Annotated in this window: 20 protein-coding genes; 2 read left to right on the top strand and 18 right to left on the bottom strand. The window is 60.9% G+C overall.

Annotated elements, in window-relative coordinates:
- Nucleotides 1–41: 41 nt before the first annotated feature.
- The 5 genes from DYI22_RS02920 to cysM all read right to left on the bottom strand — a co-directional run bounded on the left by DYI22_RS02920 (nucleotide 42) and on the right by cysM (nucleotide 5,922).
- Nucleotides 42–386 (bottom strand): pilin assembly protein, encoded by a 345-nt coding sequence (locus tag DYI22_RS02920; RefSeq protein ID WP_213476542.1) that lies wholly within the window; start codon nucleotides 384–386, stop codon nucleotides 42–44.
- A 149-nt stretch (nucleotides 387–535) separates the two neighbouring features.
- The gene (gene mazG / locus DYI22_RS02915) at nucleotides 536–1,378 is read right to left on the bottom strand and encodes a nucleoside triphosphate pyrophosphohydrolase (RefSeq protein WP_213476541.1); all 843 of its coding nucleotides are present in this window, start codon (nucleotides 1,376–1,378) and stop codon (nucleotides 536–538) included.
- Complete coding sequence (gene relA / locus DYI22_RS02910) at nucleotides 1,375–3,612, bottom strand: GTP diphosphokinase (protein ID WP_213476540.1); 2,238 nt, start codon at nucleotides 3,610–3,612, stop codon at nucleotides 1,375–1,377. The genes mazG and relA overlap by 4 nt, the downstream gene beginning before the upstream one ends.
- A 54-nt stretch (nucleotides 3,613–3,666) precedes the next feature.
- Entirely contained in the window at nucleotides 3,667–5,007 is a 1,341-nt protein-coding gene (rlmD, locus tag DYI22_RS02905; protein WP_213476539.1) for a 23S rRNA (uracil(1939)-C(5))-methyltransferase RlmD, read from the bottom strand.
- A 21-nt stretch (nucleotides 5,008–5,028) separates the two neighbouring features.
- Nucleotides 5,029–5,922, bottom strand: coding sequence for a cysteine synthase CysM (gene cysM / locus DYI22_RS02900; protein ID WP_213476538.1), 894 nt, complete (start codon nucleotides 5,920–5,922; stop codon nucleotides 5,029–5,031).
- Nucleotides 5,923–6,183: 261 nt separating this feature from the next.
- Between cysM and DYI22_RS02895 the strand changes: the two genes are divergently transcribed.
- Nucleotides 6,184–9,084: an ATP-binding protein gene (locus DYI22_RS02895; RefSeq protein ID WP_213476537.1), complete on the top strand. Its 2,901-nt coding sequence runs from the start codon at nucleotides 6,184–6,186 to the stop codon at nucleotides 9,082–9,084.
- Nucleotides 9,085–9,104: 20 nt separating this feature from the next.
- Here the strand turns inward: DYI22_RS02895 and pdxJ are convergent, their stop codons facing one another.
- From pdxJ to rpoE, 13 genes are all read right to left on the bottom strand, one after another.
- Nucleotides 9,105–9,845, bottom strand: coding sequence for a pyridoxine 5'-phosphate synthase (gene pdxJ / locus DYI22_RS02890; protein ID WP_213476536.1), 741 nt, complete (start codon nucleotides 9,843–9,845; stop codon nucleotides 9,105–9,107).
- Nucleotides 9,842–10,576 carry a DNA repair protein RecO gene (recO, locus tag DYI22_RS02885; RefSeq protein WP_213476535.1) on the bottom strand — a complete coding sequence of 245 codons (735 nt, stop codon included), beginning with the start codon at nucleotides 10,574–10,576 and terminating at the stop codon, nucleotides 9,842–9,844. The genes pdxJ and recO overlap by 4 nt, the downstream gene beginning before the upstream one ends.
- 8 nt (nucleotides 10,577–10,584) lie before the next feature.
- Nucleotides 10,585–11,502 (bottom strand): GTPase Era, encoded by a 918-nt coding sequence (gene era, locus DYI22_RS02880; protein WP_213476534.1) that lies wholly within the window; start codon nucleotides 11,500–11,502, stop codon nucleotides 10,585–10,587.
- Nucleotides 11,502–12,191 carry a ribonuclease III gene (gene rnc / locus DYI22_RS02875; protein ID WP_213476533.1) on the bottom strand — a complete coding sequence of 230 codons (690 nt, stop codon included), beginning with the start codon at nucleotides 12,189–12,191 and terminating at the stop codon, nucleotides 11,502–11,504. Before rnc ends, era begins: the two co-directional genes overlap by 1 nt.
- Nucleotides 12,188–12,577 (bottom strand): DUF4845 domain-containing protein, encoded by a 390-nt coding sequence (locus DYI22_RS02870; RefSeq protein ID WP_213476532.1) that lies wholly within the window; start codon nucleotides 12,575–12,577, stop codon nucleotides 12,188–12,190. The genes rnc and DYI22_RS02870 overlap by 4 nt, the downstream gene beginning before the upstream one ends.
- 30 nt (nucleotides 12,578–12,607) lie before the next feature.
- Nucleotides 12,608–13,396: a signal peptidase I gene (gene lepB / locus DYI22_RS02865; RefSeq protein ID WP_213476531.1), complete on the bottom strand. Its 789-nt coding sequence runs from the start codon at nucleotides 13,394–13,396 to the stop codon at nucleotides 12,608–12,610.
- Nucleotides 13,397–13,407: 11 nt separating this feature from the next.
- Nucleotides 13,408–15,210 (bottom strand): translation elongation factor 4, encoded by a 1,803-nt coding sequence (gene lepA, locus DYI22_RS02860; RefSeq protein ID WP_213476530.1) that lies wholly within the window; start codon nucleotides 15,208–15,210, stop codon nucleotides 13,408–13,410.
- A 104-nt stretch (nucleotides 15,211–15,314) separates the two neighbouring features.
- The gene (locus DYI22_RS02855) at nucleotides 15,315–18,041 is read right to left on the bottom strand and encodes an EAL domain-containing protein (RefSeq protein ID WP_213476529.1); all 2,727 of its coding nucleotides are present in this window, start codon (nucleotides 18,039–18,041) and stop codon (nucleotides 15,315–15,317) included.
- Nucleotides 18,042–18,154: 113 nt separating this feature from the next.
- Complete coding sequence (locus DYI22_RS02850; RefSeq protein ID WP_228300787.1) at nucleotides 18,155–19,573, bottom strand: DegQ family serine endoprotease; 1,419 nt, start codon at nucleotides 19,571–19,573, stop codon at nucleotides 18,155–18,157.
- Nucleotides 19,574–19,695: 122 nt separating this feature from the next.
- Nucleotides 19,696–20,163 (bottom strand): SoxR reducing system RseC family protein, encoded by a 468-nt coding sequence (locus tag DYI22_RS02845; protein WP_213476527.1) that lies wholly within the window; start codon nucleotides 20,161–20,163, stop codon nucleotides 19,696–19,698.
- Entirely contained in the window at nucleotides 20,160–21,179 is a 1,020-nt protein-coding gene (locus DYI22_RS02840) for a MucB/RseB C-terminal domain-containing protein (protein ID WP_213476875.1), read from the bottom strand. Before DYI22_RS02840 ends, DYI22_RS02845 begins: the two co-directional genes overlap by 4 nt.
- 21 nt (nucleotides 21,180–21,200) lie before the next feature.
- Nucleotides 21,201–21,767: a sigma-E factor negative regulatory protein gene (locus tag DYI22_RS02835; protein WP_213476526.1), complete on the bottom strand. Its 567-nt coding sequence runs from the start codon at nucleotides 21,765–21,767 to the stop codon at nucleotides 21,201–21,203.
- A 15-nt stretch (nucleotides 21,768–21,782) separates the two neighbouring features.
- Complete coding sequence (rpoE, locus tag DYI22_RS02830; protein WP_213476525.1) at nucleotides 21,783–22,469, bottom strand: RNA polymerase sigma factor RpoE; 687 nt, start codon at nucleotides 22,467–22,469, stop codon at nucleotides 21,783–21,785.
- Between the two features lie 131 nt (nucleotides 22,470–22,600).
- Between rpoE and nadB the strand changes: the two genes are divergently transcribed.
- The gene (gene nadB / locus DYI22_RS02825) at nucleotides 22,601–24,205 is read left to right on the top strand and encodes an L-aspartate oxidase (RefSeq protein ID WP_213476524.1); all 1,605 of its coding nucleotides are present in this window, start codon (nucleotides 22,601–22,603) and stop codon (nucleotides 24,203–24,205) included.
- The last annotated feature ends 12 nt before the right edge of the window (nucleotides 24,206–24,217 follow it).

Below are 24,217 nucleotides of genomic sequence, written 5' to 3'. Positions count from 1 at the left end.
ATAACCATAGCGGGCAGACTGTACTCAGGAGCCGTGCCTGATCAGGCCACCGACTCCAGGTGACGCGCCTTGAGGCGCTGGATATGCTTCTGGCTCAGGCTGACGAAGCGCGGCGTCATACCCTGGTCTTCATAGATTTCGAAACCGTCCTCATCGAACGCCACCACCTTGGTGCCCTGCACATAGGGAAAGCTGGTTTCCAGCTCGTCCAGCGACGCGGAAATGAGGTCGCGCATCAGATCCTGAGGCGATTTCATCGGATACAGAGCGGCCAGCTTCTCCAGTCGCTTGTGATGCTGGTCAGACAACTCCATAAAATAGGCATCCCGGGTCAGGCGACCCCGCGCGTGCTTATCCCAGTAATTGACCAGATCTTTAATTTTCATGGTGCCTTCACTCCTGCATCATCTTGACGGCATACGACGCACTTACTTAAATAACGCCGTTTCTCGAAGTGTAGTCGAAGGGAGGCGGGTCCGGTGCAACAAATTGGTAACGGATTGTACTTACCGCCATCCCTTCTCAGCCCTTGTTTTTACTCGTTTTCCACCCCTTTCACCTGCTGCCAGATGGCATCCAGGGCCGCCAGGGTTTCGTCATCCATATCTCGCCCCTCATCCGCGAGGCGACTTTCGATGGCGCGAAAACGCGCTTCAAATTTGTGGTTGGTCCGCTTCAGTGCCTGCTCAGGGTTCACCTTCATGAAACGGGCCAGGTTGACACAGACAAACAGCAAATCCCCGAGCTCATCTTCCAGCGCGTCCGTGGGCCCGGTCCCGGCCTGGGCGGCATGCCACGCTTCCTTGAGCTCGTCGATCTCTTCGTGAAGCTTGTCGAACACCGGCTCGATATCCGGCCAGTCAAATCCGTGATTGGAGGCCCGTTTCTGTAGTTTCTCGGCCCGCGCCATGGCCGGCAGGGTGCGGGCGACGCCGTCCAGACGACTGGCAGTCGCTGCTTCCGGCCTGGGGTTGAGCGCGCGTTCCTCGGCTTTGATGCGCTCCCAGCTTGCCTTGATCCAGACCTCATCAGGACGATTGCGCGGGTCGACCTCGCTTTCCAGCGTGCCCTCAGGGAACACGTGGGGGTGGCGGCGAATCAGCTTGCTGACCAGCTGATCCACCACCGAGTCAAAGTCGAAGTGACCCTGCTCCTGCCCCATTCGCGTGTAAAAGATAACCTGGAACAACAGATCGCCCAGCTCGTCTTTCAGATGCGGATAATCCCCCCGCTCAATGGCGTCCGCCACCTCGTAGGCCTCTTCCAGAGTGTGGGGCACGATACTGGCGAACGTCTGCCGGGTGTCCCACGGGCAGCCGGTGTCCGGATCCCGCAGCCGCGCCATCAGATGCTTGAGGTCTTCGATGGAGTAGCTCATCCTCGTTTACGCCTTACGTAAATGATGTTGGGGAGGTTGCGAATCTGCGCCAGCAGACGGGCCAGTTGCTCCAGGCTGGAGATTTCCACGGTTACGGTCATCATTGCCGTGTTCTCGTCCTGATTGCTCTGCGTATTCAACGACAGCACATCGCTTTTCGAGGACGACAGCACCTGGGTGATATCCCGCAACAGTCCGGAACGGTCGTAGGCTTCAATCTCGATATCCACCGGATAAACCGCCGCGGGCCGGCCGCCCCAGCTCACCTCGATGATACGGTTGGGCTCGAAGTCCTTCAGGTTGAGGAAGGTTATGCAGTCCTGACGGTGCACGGTGACGCCCCGCCCGACCGTAATGTAGCCACCGATCTCATCCCCCGGCAGCGGCTTGCAGCACTTGGCCACCTGGGTCTTGAGCTTGCCCACACCCAGAATCTGGATGTCGGATTCGGTGTCGTAGGGCTTGCGGCGCTGGCCACTGAGCTTCAGGTCCAGTTGCTGGGATTTCGGCTCCAGCATCTGCTGGGCCACGTTCGCCACGTGCGTGGGGCGCAGGTCGCCGGCCCCTACCGCCGCGAACATGTCCTCGGCGTCGTGGTAGTTGACCTTGCGGGCAAGGTCGCCAAGGTCCACGTCGTAGAGGGACAGACGCCGGAATTCATCCTCCAGAATGGCGCGGCCGTCAATGACGTTGCGCCCCCGGTCCTGCTGCTTGAACCAGTGAGTGACCTTGGCGCGGGAACGGGAGGTCTGGATGTAACCGAGGCTGGGGTTGAGCCAGTCACGGCTGGGCGACGGGTTATTGGAGGTGAGAATAAACACCTGATCCCCGGTTTTCAGCGGGTAGGTCAGCGGCACAATGCGGCTGTTAACCCGGGCACCACGGCAGGCATGACCAATTTCGGTATGAACCCGGTACGCGAAATCCACCGGCGTCGCCCCCTGGGGCAGATCGACCACATGCCCCTCCGGAGTGAACACATACACCCGGTCAGACGCCACATCGCTCTTGAGGTGATCCGCCAGACCCGAGAGATCCCCCAGCTCTTCCTGCCACTCCAGCACCTGGCGCAACCAGTTGATCTTGGCATCGTAGCCTGTGGAGCGGTTGCCCGTGTCGGTGCCTTTGTAGAGCCAGTGGGCGCACACCCCGAGTTCCGCTTCCTCATGCATTTTTTGGGTGCGGATCTGCACCTCCATCACCTTGCCCTCCGGGCCGATCACGGCGGTGTGCAGGGACTGATAGCCGTTCTCCTTGGGATTGGCGATGTAATCGTCGAACTCATTGGGGATGTGTCGCCACAGGGTATGGACAATGCCCAGCGCGGCATAGCAGTCCCGCACTTCAGGCACCAACACCCGCACCGCGCGCACATCGTAGACCTGGGAAAAGTCGATGCCCTTGCGGCGCATTTTGCGCCAGATGCTGTAGATGTGTTTGGCGCGGCCGGACAGTTCCCCTTCTATGCCGAAGTTCTTGAGCTCGGTTTTCAGGGTATCGATGACACGGCGGATGTAGCTCTCCCGATCGAGTCGCTTCTCATCCAGCAACTTGGCGATCTTTTTATAGGCAGAGCCATGCAGGTAGCGGAAAGACAGGTCTTCCAGCTCCCACTTGATGTGGCCAATTCCCAGACGGTGCGCCAGCGGGGCGTAGATGTCGAACACCTCCCGCGCCACCCGCATGCGCTTCTCCTCGGAGCCGTCCTTGACCGCGCGAATCGCACAGGTCCGTTCCGCCAGCTTGATCAGCGCCACCCGCACGTCGTCGATCATGGTCACCAGCATCTTGCGGACATTGTCCAGCTGGCCCTCACTTTGCCCGAGCACGTTCCCCTTGAGCGGGTGGTGTATCGAGGAAATCGCCGCCATCTGCTGAACACCGTTGATCAGGCCGGCCACCTCGTCGCCAAACTCCTTGCGGATATCTTCCAGCGGCACGCGCTCCTCACGTACCGCGCGGTAAAGTATCGCCGCCACCAGGCTGGCCTGATCCAGGTGCAGCTCCGCCAGCACCTGGGCCATTTCAATACCGGTGCGGAAACTGCTGGCGCCCTCCGCCCACAAGCGGTCCTCGCGGAACGCCTGCAGGTCGATCTCGGCCGCTTTCTCGCAGGCACGACGAAACTGATCAACGTTTTCCAGGCGGGTCTGGGATTCGATCTGACGAACCCACCGCTCGATATCAACCTGACCGTCGCCGGTAACTGCGTAATCTTCGCGAACTTTAACCATATCGGTGTTGTTATTCCCGGTTATCGATGCCGCCATCCCTGGCCGGCCCTTCGGTTACTTGTCGACGCGCTCGAACATCGCAATGGATTCAACATGAGTGGTGTGAGGGAACATGTCCATCACACCCGCCCGGACCAGACGATACCCGTTGCGCACCATGACCCCGGCATCCCGGGCCAGCGTCGCCGGGTTGCAGGAAACATACACAATCCGGCGGGCACCGAACGCCGTCAGATACTCACAGACCTCCTGCGCGCCGGACCGGGGCGGGTCAATCAGAATCTTGTCGAAGCCTTCCCCGGCCCAGGGCTGCGCAGTGAAGTCGGCCTGCAGATCGGCGCCGTAGAAGGCGACATTGCCGAGACCGTTAAGTTCGGCGTTCTCGCGGCCACGAACCACCATGGCCTCGTCACCTTCGACGCCCACGACCTGAGCCGCCCGCCGTGCCAGTGGCAGGGTGAAGTTCCCCAGACCACAGAACAGATCCAGCACACGCTCCTGCGGCTGGATATCCAGCCACTCCACGGCTCGGTGTACCATGGTGCTGTTGATGCCCGCATTGACCTGGGTAAAGTCCATGGGGTGAAACTTCATGGTCAGGTCGAACTCCTCCAGGCGATAGCTGAGACGTTCTTCCCCCTGTTCCGGCCAGATACGGTGTACGGTATCCGGCCCTTTGGGCTGCAGGTAGATATGCAAATCATGGGCCTGACCAAAGGCAATCAACGCCGCGCGGTCGCGGTCGCTCAGCGCATCCATATTGCGGAACACCATGACGGCAGCATCGTCCCCGCAGGCAATTTCGACCTGGGGAATGCGATTGAAGGCGTCCAGCGAATGCAGCAGCTCCCTTAGCGGTGTGATTCGCTCCCCGATACGGGGATCCATGACCACACAACGGTCGATGTCGGTCAGAAAACTGTTGCGCTTCTCGCGGAACCCCACCAGCACGGATTCCCTCGCCTGGACGTAACGCACACCCATGCGAGCCTTGCGGCGGTAGCCCAGGGTGCTCTCGGAGCGCATCGGCGCCACCCACTCTTCAGGCTCAATGCCCCCGAAATGCGCAAAATGCTCCCGCAGGGTGTCTTCCTTGAACCGGATCTGGGCGTCCGCTGCCATGTGCTGAAGACTGCATCCCCCACAAAGATCGGCATAATCGCAGGGCGGCACTTCCCGCTCCGGCGCCGACTCAAGTACCTCGACGGTGCGCAGTTCATCAAATTTACTGCGCGACCCCACCACCTTGGCCATCACCGTTTCGCCCGGCAGGGCACCGTCAACGAACTGAATCTTGCCTTCCTGACGGGCAATACCGCGACCATCGTGGCTCAGGGATTCGACCACACAACGGACGGGCTCCTTGGGCAGGACCTTCCTGCGTCTTCTACTCATAGTGAATTCTCTTGCTGCGGTTCAGGCGCCGGGAAAGACGCCGGTGGACAGGTAGCGATCGCCCCGGTCACAGATAATGGCCACGATGACGGCGTTTTCAACCTGAGCGGACAGCTTCAGGGCGGCGGCGATGGAGCCACCGGAGGACACACCGCAGAAAATGCCTTCTTCACTTGCCAGCGCCCGCATGGTGTCCTCGGCCTCCTGCTGACCAATGTCCAGCACCTGATCGACCCGTGCAGCGTCATAGATCTTCGGCAGGTATGGTTCCGGCCAGCGGCGGATGCCCGGTATTGATGCGCCCTCTTTGGGCTGCAGGCCGATGATCCGGATATCCGGATTGCGTTCCTTGAGGTAGCGGGATACGCCCATGATCGTACCCGTCGTGCCCATCGAGCTGATGAAATGGGTGACCCGGCCGCCGGTCTGCTCCCAGATTTCAGGGCCTGTGGTGCGGTAATGCGCCAGCGGATTATCCGGGTTGGCAAACTGGTCGAGTACCCGGCCCTTGCCTTCGGCAGCCATCTGCTGGGCCAGATCGCGAGCGGTTTCCATGCCCTCTTCCTTCGACACCGTAACGATCTCGGCGCCGTAGGCCCGCATGGAAGCGCGGCGCTCCTCGCTCATGTTTGCCGGCATGATCAGCACCATCCGGTAACCCTTGATGGCGGCAGCCATGGCCAGCGCGATGCCGGTGTTGCCACTGGTGGCTTCAATCAGGGTGTCGCCGGGCTTGATCTCGCCACGGCGCTCGGCCTCCTGGATCATGCTGATTGCCGGGCGATCCTTCACCGAACCGGCCGGGTTGTTACCCTCCAGCTTGGCCAGGATGACATTGCTGGTTTCGCCCGGCAGACGCTGCAGGCGAACCAGGGGCGTGTGCCCGACATAATCTTCTATGGTGGGGAAATTCATACGGAAACCTTCCTAAAATCTGCCAACACCGGACAGGCCGGTTAACCAGACCGGCTGATGCCTGTGATACACTTACGGGTTCGCATGATACGCGTAATGGCCGTCGTCTCCCAATACAGCTTCTCGCTATATCCATGACCGGCGGCTATATCCGGGGCATAAACCGGGCTGTCTGTTCAGCACCGTGCAGCCGGATCATCTATTCTGACAGGGAAGTAAAGCCGGCGATCCGGCTGAAAACGTGATAGACAGGAACACGGTATGCGGCGTTGGGGCATTCGCAAAAAAGTTCTCGTGGTGACACTGGTCCCCACCCTGCTGACCACACTGGTACTGGGGCTGTTTTTTACCTACAGCTGGGTCGCCAATATCGAAAGCCTGCTGCAGGACCGCGGTCAGTCGCTGTCCCGCCAGCTTGCCGCCGGCTCGGAATACGGTCTGTTCACCGCGAACCGCAGCCTGCTCAACAGTCTCTCCAACGCGCTGCTCGAAGAGCAGGACGTTCGCTCAATCACCTTTTTTGACGGCGAACGCAAGCGCCTGCTCCATACCGGGCCCGGCAGCGCCGATACCATAGCGCCCGACGAACTCATCCCCGAACGTCCCCGGCGCATCTTCCGTTCCGACAGCACGTTGTTTGTCACCCCGGTGTTCCTGCAGGACCTGATGATCGAGAACATGCTCGAACCCGATGCCGCCCGCCCCCCGAATCGCCTGGGTACCCCGCTGGGCTGGGCCGCGGTGGAGATGTCCCACATACGCACCGAGAAAGAAACCTACAAGGCGCTGCTGATTTCCCTGATGCTGGTGCTCGGCGGCGTCATTCTCAGCCTGATCATTGCCCTGCGGCTGAGTCGCGCCTTCACCGACCCGGTGTTCGAACTCAACGAAGCGGTGGCCCGCCTCAAGGAAGGCAAGCTCGATACGCGGGTCTACACCCGCGCCGGCCCCGAGTTCGAGCAGCTGGAATCCGGTCTCAACGCCATGGCGGAAGAGCTCAGCCAGGCCCAGGCAGAAATGCAGCAGAACGTCGATCAGGCCACGGAAGACCTGCGAGAGACCCTGGAAACCATCGAAATCCAGAACATCGAACTGGATCTCGCCCGCAAGGAAGCACTGGAAGCCAGTCGCATCAAGTCGGAATTCCTGGCCAACATGTCCCATGAAATCCGCACGCCCCTGAACGGCATCATCGGCTTTACCGAGCTGCTGCTGAAAAGCCCGTTGCCGCGCCAACAGCGTGATCACCTGAGCACCATCCGGAAGTCGTCGGAAATTCTGCTGACCATCATCAACGACATCCTCGATTTCTCCAAGATCGAAGCCGGCAAGCTGATCCTTGACCGCGTACCCTTCGCCCTCCGGGACATTGTGGAAGACGTCATGGTGATGCTGGCCCCGGCCGCCCACAGCAAGAACCTCGACCTGGTGCCGCTGGTCTATAACGACGTGCCGGACAACGTCATGGGTGACCCGCTGCGGGTCAAACAGGTGATCACCAACCTGGTCAACAATGCCATCAAGTTCACCCAGACCGGAGAGGTGGTCCTGCGGGCCAGCCTCGAAGATGAAGACAAGGAAAGCAACCGGGTCACCCTGCGCATCAGCATTACCGATTCCGGCGTGGGGCTATCACGGGCCCAGCAGCAGTCCCTGTTCAACGCCTTCAGCCAGGCAGACGCCTCCACGGCGCGTCAGTATGGCGGCACCGGATTGGGGCTGGCGATTTCCAAACGGCTGGTCGAGGAAATGGGGGGCAAGATCGGGCTGCAGAGCGAACTCGGCAAAGGGTCGACCTTCTGGTTCACGCTGACCTCGGAACTGTCCGGCGCCGCCGACGGAAACACGCCCCGGGATGCCTTGCGCGGCGAACGGGTGCTGTATCTGGAACAACAGAAGACCACCGGGCTGGCGGTGGAGCACCTGCTGCGGGAATGGGGCATGGAGGTGGACACCGTGGCCTCACCCGGCGCCATGCAGGAACAGGTGGAGGAGGCCCAGCGCAGCCAGTCCGGTTACGCCCTGGCGATTGTCGGCATTACCCGGCACCTGCTGAACTCCAGCCAGTACTGCGCTCTTGTCCGCAACCTGGAGCTCGAGCGGGATTGCCGTACGCTGTTACTGACGCCCACCCTGGAAACCCACGACACGCCGCTGTCGGGCCTTGCCAGCGGCCACCTGACCAAACCCATCTGCCGCGACGCCCTGTATGACGAGCTTCTGCTGCTGGTTCACGGCATCAACCCGGGGCGAAAGACCCTGCATGAACACCCTGAGCAGCCGACCTGGCAGCCGTCAGGCAATGTCCCGCGGATTCTCGCGGTGGATGACAACGACGCCAACCTGAAACTGGTGATGACGCTGCTGAAGGACTGCCGGGTCGATGCGGAAGGTGCCTCAAGCGGCTTTGAAGCCATCAGCAAGGCCCGCAGCAAGCCCTTTGATCTGGTGTTCATGGACCTGCAGATGCCCGGTATGGACGGTGTGGAAACCACCTCGCGCCTGCGGGCCATGGATACCCAAAGCCATCGCACGCCGGTGATCGCGCTGACGGCCCACGCCCTTGCCGATGAACAGGATCGGCTTGCACGGCAGGGGTTTGACGGTTACCTCGCCAAGCCCATCAGCAGCAGGCAACTGACCGACAGCATCCGCGAATTCACCGGTTATGCCTGTGGGCCGGCGCCCGACCGGGGCCAGCAGCCGGTGCCGGAAGTCAGAGATACCCGCAAGGCCCTGCGGCCCTCCACCCGCAAGCTTCAGCAGGACTGCGTCAGCGTGGACGAGAGTATCCAGCTGGCCGCCGGCAAGGCCGACCTCGCGGAGGAGCTTTTCAGCATGCTGCTGGAACAGCTCCCGTCCGACGTGGACAGGATCCGCCAGTACTGGGCCGCAGGGGATGAGGAAGAGCTGCTCGAGTGCGTGCACAAACTCCACGGCGCCACCCGTTACTGCGGCGCCCCCGAGCTCAGAGCCGCCGCCAATCAGCTGGAAACCGCTCTCAAGTGCTCCTCACCGGACATTGCGTACCAGAAGGATCAGCTGCTTGCCGCCATTGAACGGCTGCAGATCTGGAGCGACCAGACCGACTGGCAAACCCTGTTCCGCCAGCACACCGGGGCCACTGACGTAACGCCGGAGAACACCGACAGCCTGACCTGAAGAGGCAGCCCGAGAGCCGTTCAGCTTTGGCTTCTGGCGCTCTGTAGAATGGTTTTCATATCACGCACCGCGTCTTTCAGGCCGGTGAACACGGCCCGCGCAATAATGGCATGGCCGATGTTGAGCTCGTTGATGCCAGGGATGGCCGCCACTCGCTCGGTGTTGTGGTAATGCAGGCCATGGCCCGCGTTGACGATCAGGCCCTTTTTGCGGGCATAGGCAACGGCGTCGGCCAATATCCGGAATGACGCATCCGCGGCCTCCGGAGTGTCCGCCTCGGCGTATTCACCGGTGTGCAGCTCAACCACCGGGGCGCCACAACGCACCGCAGCGTCGATCTGTGCCGGGTCCGGATCAATGAACAGGGACACCTCCGCCCCGATTTTCGCCAGCCGCTCACAGGCCTTGGCGACCCGGGCCTCCTGACCGTCCACATCAAGACCACCTTCGGTGGTCAGCTCTTCGCGCTTCTCCGGCACCAGGCAGACGCAATGGGGGCGAACCTGCTCGGCAAAGGCGATCATGGCGTCCGTCACGGCCATTTCAAGGTTCATCTTGGTCTGCAACATTTCCCGCAGCAGCAGCACGTCACGGTCCTGGATATGGCGGCGGTCCTCCCGGGGATGGATGGTAATGCCGTCCGCGCCGGCCTCCTCAGCCAGCAACGCAGCCTGCACCGGGTCGGGATAGCGGGTACCCCGGGCCTGACGAAGGGTGGCCACATGATCGATATTCACGCCAAGTAACACTCTGGAATTCATTCGTTTCTCTCCGTCGGTTGATGCCGACCGTGACTGAAAAGGGTCCGGCTGTGCAATGGCTTACCCTGGAGCAGGTAATCCACCAGTACCCGCATAACGCGCTTGGCAATACGCCGGCAGGCCAGCGACTCGAAATCGCCCTCCGCCAGGGCCAGTAGTGTCTCCCCGGGCAGTCCGCGCAGCCGGACATGCTCGCCCTGAGTCTGCACAATGCCCTGCTGGGGATCATAGCAATAGTGTTTGCCGGACTCGACCTCGGCTGTGGTGTCGGTGGTGCGGTCCCAGGCAAAGCCATAGCCCAGCGCATCCACAAAGGCACGCTCGAAGCGTCGTAAAACCGGTTCCACGTCGGTGGTTACGGCCAGCTCGGCAAGTACATCGATATAGGCGGCAAACAGGGCGGGATGCGGGTCTGCCGCGGGCAGCAGGCGCTGAAGCAGTTCGTTTACGTAGAGCCCGCTGTAGAGCGCGGTGGTCGATTGCAACACCGGCCCCGGGCGAACGTCGGTCTGGGTCAGGGTTTTCAGGTCACCCCGCCCGGTCCAGTCCAGAAGTAACGGCTGGAACGGCTGCAGCTGGGCCTTGAGGGGGCTGCGGGCACTGCTGGCACCGCGGGCAATCAGCGACAGCCGGCCGGCGTTGAGACTGAACACATCCACCTGCAGGCTGGTTTCCCGCCAGGGCCGGCGATGCAGCACGTACGCCGGTTCCTGTTGCACAGCCGCTGCCATCGGCGGGCTCAGAAGTCGTTCATGCCCAGGCTTTTCAGCGCCCGGTCGCTATCGGCCCAGCCACGTTTGACCTTGACCCACAGCCGCAACATGACTTTGCTGTCAAACAATCGCTCCATGTCGGCGCGGGCATCCTGGCCGATGCTGCGCAGGCGGTCGCCTTTGTCACCGATCATGATCTTCTTCTGGCCTTCACGCTCCACCAGAATCAACGCCGAGATGTGCAGGGTCTTGCCATCCCGCCGGAACTCTTCAATTTCCACAGCAACGGAATATGGCAATTCGGCGCCAAGCTGGCGGGTAATTTTCTCGCGCACCATCTCCGAGGCCAGAAACCGTTCACTGCGATCGGTGATCTGGTCATCCGGGTAGAAATGAACGCTTTGCGGCAGGTAGCCGTTCACCGCCGCTTCCAGGGGCTCCAGGTTACTTTCCTTGAGGGCCGACAACGGGATAATCTCGGCGAACTCCCGCTTTTTCGACAGCATATCCAGATGCGGCAGCAGGGTTTCCCGTTTCTCGATCTTGTCCACCTTGTTGACCGCCAGGATCACCGGGCATTTCAGCGACGACAGTTTTTCGAGCACCATCTCGTCGGCGGTGGTCCAGGCCAGCTGATCCACCACAAACACCACCACATCCACATCAATCAGCGCAGACGTGGCAGCCTTGTTCATGTAGCGGTTCAGCGCCCGCGGCTCTTCCTCATGCATGCCAGGCGTATCCACGTAGATCGCCTGTACCGGGCCCGTGGTCTTGATGCCCAGCACCTGGTGACGGGTGGTCTGCGGCTTACGGGAGGTGATACTCAGCTTCTGGCCAAGAATGTGATTCAGCAGTGTCGATTTGCCGACATTCGGCCGGCCGACAATGGCTACGAAGCCACAGCGGCTGTCCGGATTTTCCGGGCGGGTAATATCGTTCATCAATCGTTCTCCACACCCAATTCCTTGAGGGCATTACGGGCGGCCTGCTGCTCTGCAATACGACGGCTGCTGCCGATTCCGGAGGTTTTGCGGTCCAGGGAGGGCAAGGCGCAGGAAACATGAAACGTCTGTGCGTGGGCCTCGCCGTCTACCGAGATCACATCGTATCGGGGCAGTGGAAACTGGCGGGACTGCAGATACTCCTGCAGACGTGTTTTAGGATCTTTCTGGGTGTCCTGCAGGTCCAGGTTCTTGAGTCGCTGTTCGAACCAGCGCAGCACCTGTTCGCGACAGGTTTCGAAATCGCTGTCCAGATAAATAGCGCCGATGATCGACTCCACGGCATCGGCAAGAATGGATTCACGGCGGAAGCCACCACTCTTCAGCTCGCCCGATCCCAGCCGAAGGTATTTGCCGAGCTCGAACTCCCGCCCGATTTCCGCCAGGGTCACGCCCTTCACCATGCGGGCGCGCAGGCGGCTGAGCTGGCCCTCGCGGGCTTTCTCAAAGTGCCGGTACAGGTGTTCAGCAATCACCATATTGACAATGGAGTCCCCAAGAAATTCCAGGCGCTCGTTGTTCTGGTTGCCGTAACTGCGGTGAGTGAGTGCCAGCAACAGACGCTCCGGCGCCTCGAACTGATAGCCTATGCGGCGCTGTAACTGGTCGAGATCCGGTTGCGAACTCACTGGCCCTTCATCTCGTATTCGTGATTGAAGTGAATCACTGTGTCCACATTGCGGAACAGATTATTGCGCACTTCGTAATCCACCTTGATGACCACCAGATCACCGTTCTTTTCTATGGCAATCTGCTTGGAATCGAATCCGCGGACATTATTGACACTCAACCGCTTGTTGATCAGGCTTCGCACTTCCCCTGGCCCCATGCGGGACAATCCCTCGGTTCCTTCCAGCCCCTCGAGGGCCTCCTGGATGGTAATGTCATCAAGGTAGACCGGGCCCAGCTTGATCACCAGTGTCAGCAGGCTGCCGAAAAACAAAACCATCACCAGCATGGTGAGGGCCGACGCACCGCGCTGGCGTGCGAGGGAAGACAGGTTGTACTTCTTCATTCTGACTGCGCTCCTTGAATGGAAACCCGCTTAATCAATTGCGCCTACCCGATCAAAGGATGGCAGACTGGTCAGCGATTGCCAGTGCATCCAGATCGCAAAGGCCTTGCCTACGATCATCTCGTCGGGGACCGTTCCCCAGTAGCGGCTGTCGTTGCTGTTGTCACGGTTGTCACCCATGACGAAATAATGGCCTTGGGGCACGGTCCACTCCCCTTCTCCTGACCCGGCGGGGCGGCCAAGGGTCAGGAAGATGTCGTGGACGGCGCCGCCGAGCTCTTCGCGCCGCAACTCCATCGGCGGAAGCCGCGCCACAAAACGGGAATCCACCTTCTCGCCGTTGATGAACAGGTCCTTGCCACGATACCTGACATGATCCCCCGGCAGCCCGACTACACGCTTGATGTAGTTGGTGCGACCGTCTTCAGGGTAGCGGAACACCACCACATCGCCCCGGGCGGGGTCGTCAACCTCGAGTATCTTGGTACCGGCAACCGGCAGCCTCAGCCCGTAGGCGTACTTGTTCACCAGAATGAAGTCACCGACTTCCAGCGTTGGCAGCATCGAGCCCGAGGGAATCTGAAACGGTTCGACCAGAAAGGAACGAAGCACAAGCACAATGGCCAGCACCGGAAAGAAAGAACGGCTCAGGTCCACCAGGTAGGGCTCTTTCGGCGCCTCCGCCCCGGCCTCCTCGGTGCGGCCTTCAGCCGTCACGGCGGCGGTCCGGCGTTTGCGCAGTATAAGCACATCGGCCAGCCAGATCAGTCCTGTCGCGAAGGTCAGAACTACCAGGACCAGGGGAAAATCAATATCCATTCAGGTGCCTTTTATTTGTCCACTTTCAGTACGGCAAGGAACGCTTCCTGAGGCACCTCTACATTGCCCAGCTGCTTCATGCGTTTTTTACCTTCTTTCTGCTTCTGCAGTAGTTTTTTCTTGCGGCTGACGTCGCCGCCGTAACATTTTGCCGTGACGTTCTTGCGCAGCGCCTTGACGGTCACCCGGGCCACCACCTGATTGCCGATCGCGGCCTGAATGGCAATATCGAACATCTGCCGCGGAATCAGTTCCTTCATCTTGTCGATCAATTGCCGACCCTTGTAGTGGGACTGCTCCTTGTGAACGATCAGCGCCAGGGCATCGACCCGTTCACCATTGATCAGCACATCGAGGCGCACCAGATTGGCCGGCTGGAACCGGGTGAAATGGTAGTCCAGCGAGGCAAAGCCCCGGCTGGCCGACTTCACCCTGTCGAAGAAGTCCATGACCACTTCCGCCATGGGCAGCTCATAGGTCAGCTGCACCTGGGTGGACATGAAGTGCATGTTCTTCTGCACACCACGCTTCTCTTCGCACAGCGCAATGACGTTACCCAGATGCTCCTGGGGGACCAGGATGCTGGCCTCAACGATGGGCTCGCGCATTTCTTCTATGGAACCAACATCCGGCAATCGCGACGGGTTGTCCACCGACACCGTCTCACCCTGCCGGGTAACCACTTCATAGATTACCGTGGGCGCGGTAGTGATCAGGTCGATATCGTATTCCCGCTCCAGACGTTCCTGGATAATTTCCATATGCAGCATGCCGAGGAAACCGCAACGGAAACCAAAACCAAGGGCGTCGGAGTTCTCGGGCTCGAAAAACAGCGACGCATCGTTCAGGGTCAGCTTTTCCAGCGCATCGCGGAAATCGTCATAGTCATCGGCGCTGACCGGGAACAGGCCGGCATAGACCTGGGGCTTGACCTTCTTGAACCCCGGCAACATCGGCGTTTCGGCAGAGTACTTCTGATGGACGATGGTGTCGCCGACCGGCGCGCCATGAATGTCCTTGATGCCGGCTACGACGAAGCCGACGTCACCGGCTTCCAGAATGTTGGTGTCAGTGGGCTTGGGGTTGAAGATACCGACCTTGTCGGCGTTCCAGGCCTTGCCGGTGGACTTGATAACGATCTTGTCGCCTTTCTTCAGGGTGCCCTCGGTGACCCGCACCAGGGACACCACCCCGAGGTAGTTGTCGAACCAGGAATCAATGATCAGTGCCTGCAGGGGCGCACTGCGATCACCCTTGGGGGGCGGGATCTTGGCGATCAGATCTTCCAGCACGTCTTCCACGCCGAGACCACTCTTGGCGCTGCAGCGCACCGCGTCAGCCGCTTCGATACCAATGATGTCTTCAATCTCGGCAGCCACCCGCTCTGGCTCGGCCTGGGGCAGGTCCATCTTGTTGAGTACCGGCACCACCTCCAGACCCTGTTCGATGGCGGTGTAGCAGTTGGCGACCGACTGGGCCTCCACCCCCTGACCGGCATCCACCACCAGCAGGGCACCCTCGCAGGCGTACAGGGAACGCGACACCTCGTAGGAAAAATCCACGTGGCCCGGCGTATCGATAAAATTGAGCTTGTACTCCTGGCCGTCCCGCGCCTTGTAGTTGAGCGTGACACTCTGGGCCTTGATGGTGATCCCCCGCTCCCGCTCCAGATCCATGGAATCCAGGACCTGTTCGGCCATTTCACGATCGGTCAGGCCACCGCACACCTGGATAAACCGGTCTGCCAGTGTGGATTTGCCATGGTCGATGTGGGCGATAATGGAAAAGTTACGGATTCGGCTCAGTTCAGTCACAGACGATGATTACTCATATAAGACGAAGGATTGAGCCCGGAGGGGCCGCTACCGCGATCCGGGAACGGCGTGATTTTACCGGTTAAGGGCCGCCATTGCCATGATCAGGACATCAGCGGCCGCTCATATTGGCGAATGAGGAAGCCGATCAAGGCGTCTTCGTCCAGCGGGTAACTGAACAGGTTGCCCTGGCACTGGGCACAGCCCGCGGTCTTCAGGAAGCTGAGCTGCTGGGGCGTCTCGACGCCTTCCGCGACAACCGTCAGATGCAGCTTGCGGGCCAGGGCAATCACCGCCGAGGCGACGTCGGTTGCACTGACGTTGTAGGGGATATCCCGAATGAAGCGATGGTCGATCTTGATCACGTCCAGCGGCAGCTGCTGCAACGCGACCAGCGAACAGGAGCCGGTACCAAAGTCGTCGAGGATCAGGCATACACCGAGATCGTGAAGCGACACCAGCAGCTCTCGCAGCATCCGCGGATCCTCGTTGAGCAGTTCCGCCGGCATCTCGAGTTCGAGACGCTCTGGCGCCACCCCGGTTTCGGTAATCACCTTGCGGATCATGTCGAGGAAGCCGGAATCGGTCAGCTGGCGGACCGAGAGATTGACCGCCATCTTCAGTGACTCGAAGCCTGCCCGCTCCAGCGCCTGGACCTGGATACACGCCTGCCTCAGCGCCAGCTCCCCGAGCCGCACGATCAGCCCGGTCTCCTCTGCCAGGCCGATAAACTGCTGGGCCGATACCAGCCCTTTCTCCGGGTGATGCCAGCGCAGGAAAGCCTCGACACCGATCACCCGCTCCGACTCAAGATCCACCTTGGGCTGGTAGTGCAGCACGAAACGGTCGCCTTCGAGCGCCGTTGCCAGCTCTTCCTGCTGCAGCAACCGGCGCGCGGCCTGAATGTTCATGGCCGGCGTGAAGAACTGGTAGGTGTTGCGCCCCAGCTCCTTGGCACGATACATGGCCAGATCGGCGTATTTCATCAGGGTGCCCGGTTCCTCACTGTCGTGAGGCACCATGGTGATCCCGATACTGACGGTGATCCCCACTTCATGATCGTTCAGACGAATACGCTGGCACAGGCGCCGCAAGATGGTGTCCGCCACCTTGCTGGCGGCTTCCGGGCCACTGATCCGCGATAGCAGCACGACAAATTCATCGCCGCCCAGGCGAGCCACGGAATCCTCTTCGCGCACGCAACCGGACAGCCATTGCGCAACCTGCGTGAGCAGCTCATCCCCGGCATCGTGCCCGAGCGTGTCGTTGATCCGCTTGAAACCATCCAGATCAAGGAACATCAGCGCCGCCGGCTCACCACTGCGACGGGCGCGTCGCACCACGTGACTCAACCGGTCGCGGAACAACTGACGGTTGGCAAGGCCGGTCAACGGATCGTAGAAAGCAAGCCGGTGCAGCTCTGACTGGGCGGCTTTCAGTTGCGTCAGGTCCCGCAGGCTCAGCACCACCCCGTTTACACCCGGCACGTTCAGCATGGCGGTGTAGGTGCCTTCCATGTCGCGCCACTGGCCTTCGGCATCACGGATTCGGGCGCGGATCACCGGCATCTGCTTACCCGGAGCGCTGACGGCCTCATCGAAACCTGCGGTCAGCTGCGGCCAGTCATCCCCATGCACAATGGTCTCGAAATCCAGCGACGGCAGCTTGTCTGGATCAAACCCGAGAATATCCTTCGTTGATGGGCTGGCATACAGTGGCTTGCCCCGGCGACTGAGCACCAGGGTGACGTTGGCGGCCCCCTCGGTGATCGCCCGGTACCGGCCGGCGCCGACCTGCGCCATGGTGCGGGATCGGATCAGCGAGAGCACCAACAGAAACATCAGCACACTGATGACAAGGCCGCTGCCCAGCACAATAGGCGGTCGCGGATCGGAAGCCAGGTAATCAAAAGCCGGTGTCGAGCGGGTCTGCAACAGCCAGTTGCGCCCGCCATGACGGATGGTCTGGTTCATGTCAAAGCTGAACTCGTTGTCCAGCGACCCCAGGTTAGAGCCGTACATCTGGGCTTCCCTGGAAACCCGTTCGCCGTCATAGATGCGCACGTCCAGGAAAGGCGAGATCAACCCGACAATACCGTCGATGAGGTTGTTCATCCGGAAAGCACTGAACACATAGCCGGCCAGCATCATCCGCCGCTCGGCACGTATCTTCGGAACCGCGCCGCCCTGGTAGACCGGGTAGTACATAAGGAAACTGGCCTGATCCTCCGCCAGCTCCTCCTGCACCAGGATGACTTTGCCGGTCACTGTGGGCACGGCGTCATCCCGCGCTTCCTCCATGGCCCGGCGATGCACCGGATCGCTGAACGCATCGTAGCCCAGCGCCCGACGGTTCCGCTCGGTTCCCGGTTCAAGGTACACCATCGGGTAATAATCGGGCCCGGAGCCCAGCGGCGTTACCAGGTAGTTGTGAACTCCCTCGGCCCGTACAGACGAGATATGGTCGGCCATGCGCCGCACGCCAATCCGCTGTACGTAGCCAATACCCTGAATGCCGGGGTAATAGCGGTCGATATCCACCTTTTCGACGTATTCGCGCCACTGCTCGCGCGACACCTCGCCGGCAACCGCAAACAAACCGGCACTGCCGGCGAGCACCTGCTCGTAATTCAGCAAGCGCTCTTCAATGGCGGTCTTCAGTTGCAGGGACTGGGTGTGGAAGCGGGCTTCGGTGCGGTCTTCAACCAGACGGATAGACACCTGCCAGAGTAACAGGGTGACCGTGATGCATCCTGCCAGCAACAGCCAGGCAACCCAGGCATGGCGGAATTGCAGCAGCGTCCGTAGGGGAAGTTCCTTTTTGTTCATCATTCGGGCGGGTCCAGTCCGTGGCCAACGTTCTTTTTAAGTCACGGGAGTATATCAAAAGCCCCGGAGCCTGTCCCAGACGGAACAGGATTCCGGGGCCGCAGACCGTTGATGAATCAGGGTTTCATTACCAGATAAATGGCCCTCCCCTGACGCACAACGCGCACGGATACCGCCCGGTCATCGGGCAGCTCACTGATCACCTGACGGAAATCCTCTACCGAACGCACCGGTTTTCGGTGAATTTCGGTGATGACGTCCCGGGGGCGGATGCCCGCCTCCAGGGCCGGACCACTACCCACGCCCGTCACCAGCACACCGCCTTTGAGGCCGGCCGACTCCGCCAGCTCCGAGGGTACCGGCTCAACCGCCAGTCCCAGGGGCGCCGACGCCGGACCGCCCTGCTCATCGGGGTCCGCACTGGCCTGCTGCGCTCCCGGCTCCGGCAGTTCGCCGATCTCCACGTTCAGCGTCATTTCCCGACCCTCACGCAGCACCGTCAGTCGGGCGGTCTCACCTACCGGCGTGCGGCCCACCATGGGGGGAAGATCCGACGACAGCTCCACACCCTCGTCGTCGTATTCCAGCACGATATCGCCAGCCTGCAGACCGGCTTCCTCCGCCGGTGATCCCGACATGACCTCAGCAATCAAGGCCCCGCGCGGTCGTTTCAGACCGAAGGATTCCGCCAGATCCCGGTTCACTTCCTGAATCAGCACCCCCAGCCAGCCACGGGCAACCGACCCCTTGTCGCGGATCTGCCGGAACACATTCATGGCATCATCGATCGGGATGGCGAAAGAGACGCCCATGAAGCCACCGGATCGGGTGTAAATCTGGGAGTTGATACCGACAACCTCGCCGTCGAGGTTAAAGAGCGGACCACCGGAGTTTCCCGGGTTGATCGCCACGTCGGTCTGGATGAAAGGCACGTAGTTCTCCGTCGGCAGGGAACGCCCCAGCGCGCTGACGATGCCTGCAGTCACCGTGTAATCGAAACCGAACGGCGAACCAATGGCAAGCACCCACTCGCCCACTTTCAGGTTCTGAGAGCGGCCGATTTTCACCACCGGCAGATCATCCCCATCCTCGATCTTGAGCACCGCCATATCCGACCGTGGATCGGTGCCCACGAGCGTGGCGGGCAGCTCCCGGCGGTCACTCAGCCGCACAACAATTTCATCCGCGCCCTCGATCACGTGATTGTTGGTCAGCACGTATCCGTCGCTCGACACGATGAATCCCGACCCCATGGAGCGACGAGGCTCGGATCGTCCCGGACCACCCCCGAACGGTGACTGGGGGCCGCGGAAGAATTCCTGGAAAAATTCCGGCAGCTGCTCCAGCTGGCGTTCGTCAAAAGGCATTCCCGGATAGCTACCGCCGCTGCCCTTGGCAGGGGTACTACTCGTAGTACTGATATTCACCACAGCGCCGGAGTTGTCTTCCACCAGCTCGGTGAAATCCGGCAGGTCGCGGGCCTGGGCCGCTGGCAGCCACAACAGTGACACCACCAGGCTGAGCACCCACGTCATCACCCAGGAGCTGGGACGATTCCTGACTGGCAACGCAAGCTGTGAACTTGTTGTTAGCATATAGAACCCTCTGTTTATCAGAACGTTACGAACATTCTGTCGCCGTAACAGGATTTTTCAACTTACAAAACGGTAGGATTGGGCGACGCACCCGGGACCGACGCAGACAGGATTCGCACCATACGGGGCTCATACTGATCTCCGGATCTGCGCTGTAATCGTCTGGCGACAAAAAAGCCCGCCACCATTCCGGTAATCGCCCCCAGAATGGCCGCCAGATCCTGGCCGCCGGACCACTGGTGACCAGCAATCGCGCCTGCCACCATCAGGCTCAGGGGCACCGCGTACACCAGCAGCGACGCCCGCAGCAGGGCCGATTCTTCAATGGCGAGGTCCACGCTGTCGCCCACCTGCGCACCGAGGCGGTTTACCACCAGGACCTGATTGGCGCGGCCCCCTGAGGCAGACGCCAGCACGCGCTGACCGCATCCGTGGCGGGCTGAACAGCTCTCGCAGGCGCTGGCTCGTATGGTCTGTACCCAGGCCCGATCACCGTCTACCGCCACCACTTTTCCAGTTTCTGTAATCATCGCTTTGCGGTCTCGAAGGCCATGGTGTCATCTATTTCAACGGATTCCGCCACTTTTTTCGCCGTGGCCGGGGGCACCTCGCCCACCACCGTCACCATGAAGGGCTGCCCCGCAACCTGCAACTGACTGATGTAGACCGTGGTAGCCCCGATGCGCGAGGCCCCCGTCGGCATGGCAATTCGCCCTGCCCGCTCGACAAATACCGAGAACGCCGCCAGGCCATCGGAAAACGCCACGGCCCGGCCCTTACCCGAGCGGGGCGTTGCCGCGGGCATGAACCCGTCCGGCTGCCAGCGCAATACCCAGCCTTCCATTCTCGGAGCCGGCGACGGCGACGCTTCTGCCGAAAGGTCCCGTTTTATTTCATACCCTTGCGTCTGCACAGCAAGTTCGGCGTCGGCAATGTCGTCGGTGATTTCCAGGCTGGTGAACTGGAAGTGTTCCAACACGCTGTCCCGTAGCGACCGCACATGGCTCTTGACTAGCAGACCCGTGGATTTTTCCAGCCAGAGCCGGTGACTGTATCGATGCTCATCCCGCGCCTTGAGGCCGATTTTCACCACATCGTATCCGGCCACGCGGTCCTCGCCGATCAACTCGGGGGTGTACCATTGCATCACTGGCATCAACTGGTTGGCAAACGCCTCGGCAAAGGGCCCGGAAGGTATTACCTGATCCAGTTGTACGTGGCCCTGCTCCGGCAGCACACAGACCACCCGCATGCCTTTACGGACGATTTCGCCATTGCCGCCGTCCTGCAACACCAGTCGCTCTTCCACCATGCCGTCCCGGTAACGGTGGGCAATCTGAAGGGAACTGACCTGATCACCCCGGGCGTACACAAACACGCCGCGGTAGGACGTCATGTTCAGCGCCGGCGCAAGCTGGGCCAGCCATTCCTCAGCGGTGCGGGACTGATCTGCCACCACCGGTGCGGGCACACACAGCGCCACGAGTACCAACGCAAGAACCCTGCCCCTCCGGAGGAACCGGCTGATCGCCAGCGAGTACACCATCAAGCTATCCACACCCGCCCCCTAGTACGCAGGTGCCGAGGCGCTGACCAGACGCGCATAGCCTACGGCCCCCCGTCCCGCGCCGACGCTGTTGTGCTGGGCATGCTCGAGGAGGTAGCGGCTCAGGTGCTCCCACTGCTCCTGATCCAGCCCCTGAAGAGCAACTTCCTGAACCGGATCGGACGCCGGGCTACCGCTGACCGTCGCCCCGGCGCTGGCATACTCGGCCACCCCGTTATCCGGCGCCGCCGAGTCCCAGCCGGCCCCCGCTCCGAAGCCGACGATCAGCGCGAGACTGATCATCGCCACGGCCGGCCAGCGCCAGTTCCGCGTGGCCACGCCTGTCGCCAGCCTTGCTTCCATGGCTGAATCCTGCTGGCCGGCCAGCGCACGCCGGACACCAACACTGACATCCACCGCATCCGCCGGCGCGTGCCCCTGATGCATGAGATCCCTCACGTGCTGCCAGCGTTGCCACTGGGCACGGACGTCGCTCTGCTCACCATGGGACAGCAGACGCCTGACCGACAATTCGTCGGCCTCGTCGTCCATCATGGCGGACAGTGTTTCTCTGAGACGATCATCCATAGGATGCAACCTCATTCATGTCAGGGAATTATTGAGTAACGGCTCGAGCTGCCGATCGACGGCGTCCCGGGCTCTGAAGATCCGGGACCGGACGGTACCAATAGGACACTCCAGAATTCGCGCAATGTCCTCATAACTCAGACCATCATATTCTCTGAGCAGAAAAGCCGAACGGAGTTCCTCGGGCAGATTCGCGATGGCACGCCCCAGCGCCTGCTGCAGTTGCTCCCGCTGAAGCAGTTTTTCCGGCGATGCGTTATCACGGAGCCGTGCACCATCCTCGAAGTTTTCCGCTTCCGCGGAATCGGCACTGCCCTGGGGCCGACGCCCCCGGGATTCCAGGAAATTCTTCGCGGTATTGACGGCAATGCGGTATAGCCAGGTGTAAAAAGCGCTGTCACCGCGGAAACGGTCCATCGCGCGAAACGCCTTCACGAACGTTTCCTGGGTCAGGTCCAGCACTTCCTGACTGTCGTACACATACCGGCTGATGATGGAAGCCACTCGCGACTGGTATTTGACCACCAGCAGATCAAAGGCGGATCGGTCACCATGGCGCACCTTCCGCACCAGCTGAAGGTCGGTCTGACTGTCAGGGGTTTCCCCTTTTTGATGCTCTGTATCCGGATTCATGGACGGGGTGCCGGGGCGCTCTGTGTGTTGGGCCAACTGGCCTGCCTGCCTCGATTTGGTTCGCGTCATGGTGCTGTCCGGCGTCCGCTGGGTAAACGGGCAATGGCCCTGCGGGGGGCGGCCCTCGTCAGGCCAAATAGACAGCAAGCGTAAAGTTTAGTTCAATACACGTCCACATTATGGCCCGCGATAACGACCCAATGCCACAGTCTCATGAATACGATGTCCTGATTATCGGCAGCGGCGCTGCCGGCCTTACTGTCGCCCTGAATCTCCCGGCACACCTGAGTGTTGGCGTGGTCAGTAAAGCCGATATCAGCAGCGGCGCAACCCTGTGGGCCCAGGGCGGCATTGCAGCGGTACTGGACGACGACGATTCACTGGAAAACCACATTCAGGACACCCTGAATGCCGGCGCGGGCCTGTGTCACGAAGACGCCGTCCGCTTTACCGTCGAGCATGGCAACGAAAGCATCAACTGGCTGATCGATTCCGGGGTCGACTTCACCCGCGACGAACACGCCCAGCTTCACCTCACTCGGGAAGGCGGTCACAGCCACCGGCGGATCATTCACGCTGCCGACGCCACCGGACATGCCGTTTCCACCACCCTGGCAAGCCAGGCAACGGAACGCCCCAACATCACCCTGATGTCAGGCCGGGTGGCGGTTGATTTAATCACCAACCGCAAGCTGGCACTCCCCGGTAACCGCTGCGTGGGGGCCTACGTCCTCAACCTTGAAGACAGCCATGTTGAGTTGGTGCGGGCACGATTCACGGTGATTGCGACCGGCGGTGCAAGCAAGGCCTACCGCTACACCACCAACCCGGACGGTGCCTCGGGCGATGGCATTGCCATGGCCTGGCGTGCCGGGTGCCGGGTCGCCAACATGGAATTCAATCAGTTTCACCCCACCTGTCTGTATCACCCGCATGCCAAGTCATTCCTGATTACTGAAGCGGTGCGGGGCGAAGGCGGGGTGTTGAAGCTCCCGGACGGCAGTCGTTTCATGGAAAGGTTCGACGACCGCGGCGAACTGGCCCCGCGCGATATCGTTGCCCGCGCCATCGACCATGAGATGAAGCGCCTGGGCGCCGACCACCTGTATCTGGACATCAGCCACAAGCCGGCGGATTTCATCAAACATCACTTCCCCACCATCTATGAGAAGTGCCTGGAATTTGGCATCGACATCACCCGGGAGCCTATCCCGGTGGTGCCGGCGGCGCACTATACCTGCGGCGGAATCGTCAGCGATGAACGGGCCCGTACCGACATCAACCAGCTCTACGCGGTGGGGGAAGCGGCGTTTACCGGGTTACACGGCGCCAATCGCATGGCCAGCAACTCCTTGCTGGAATGCCTGGTCTACGGACGCGCGGCGGCCGCGGACATAGCCCGACGCGAGGCGGACATCCCACCACCCCCGCCAGTGCCGGATTGGGACGAAAGTCAGGTGCGGGATTCCGACGAAGACGTGGTAATCTCCCACAACTGGGACGAACTGCGCCATTTTATGTGGGACTACGTCGGCATTGTCCGAACCACCAAGCGGCTGCAACGGGCCAAACACCGTGTTGACCTGCTGTCGCGCGAAATCGGCGAGTTCTACAGCAATTATCGGGTCACCAATGACCTGCTTGAGCTGCGTAACCTGGTAACGGTATCCGACCTAATTATCTGCTCCGCTCTGCAGCGCAAGGAAAGTCGCGGGCTGCACTACACCCTGGACTATCCCGGCCTGCTCAACGAGCCTCAGGACACGGTGTTAGTCCCGACGACCTACAGAACATCATCACCCTGACATTTTTGAACA

It is taken from the genome of Marinobacter lipolyticus (assembly GCF_018424605.1).
In the GTDB taxonomy this organism is placed as follows: Bacteria; Pseudomonadota; Gammaproteobacteria; order Pseudomonadales; family Oleiphilaceae; genus Marinobacter; species Marinobacter lipolyticus_B.
The sequence above is the reverse complement of the archived record's forward strand: the minus strand, read 5'-3'. Positions and strand labels throughout refer to the sequence as shown.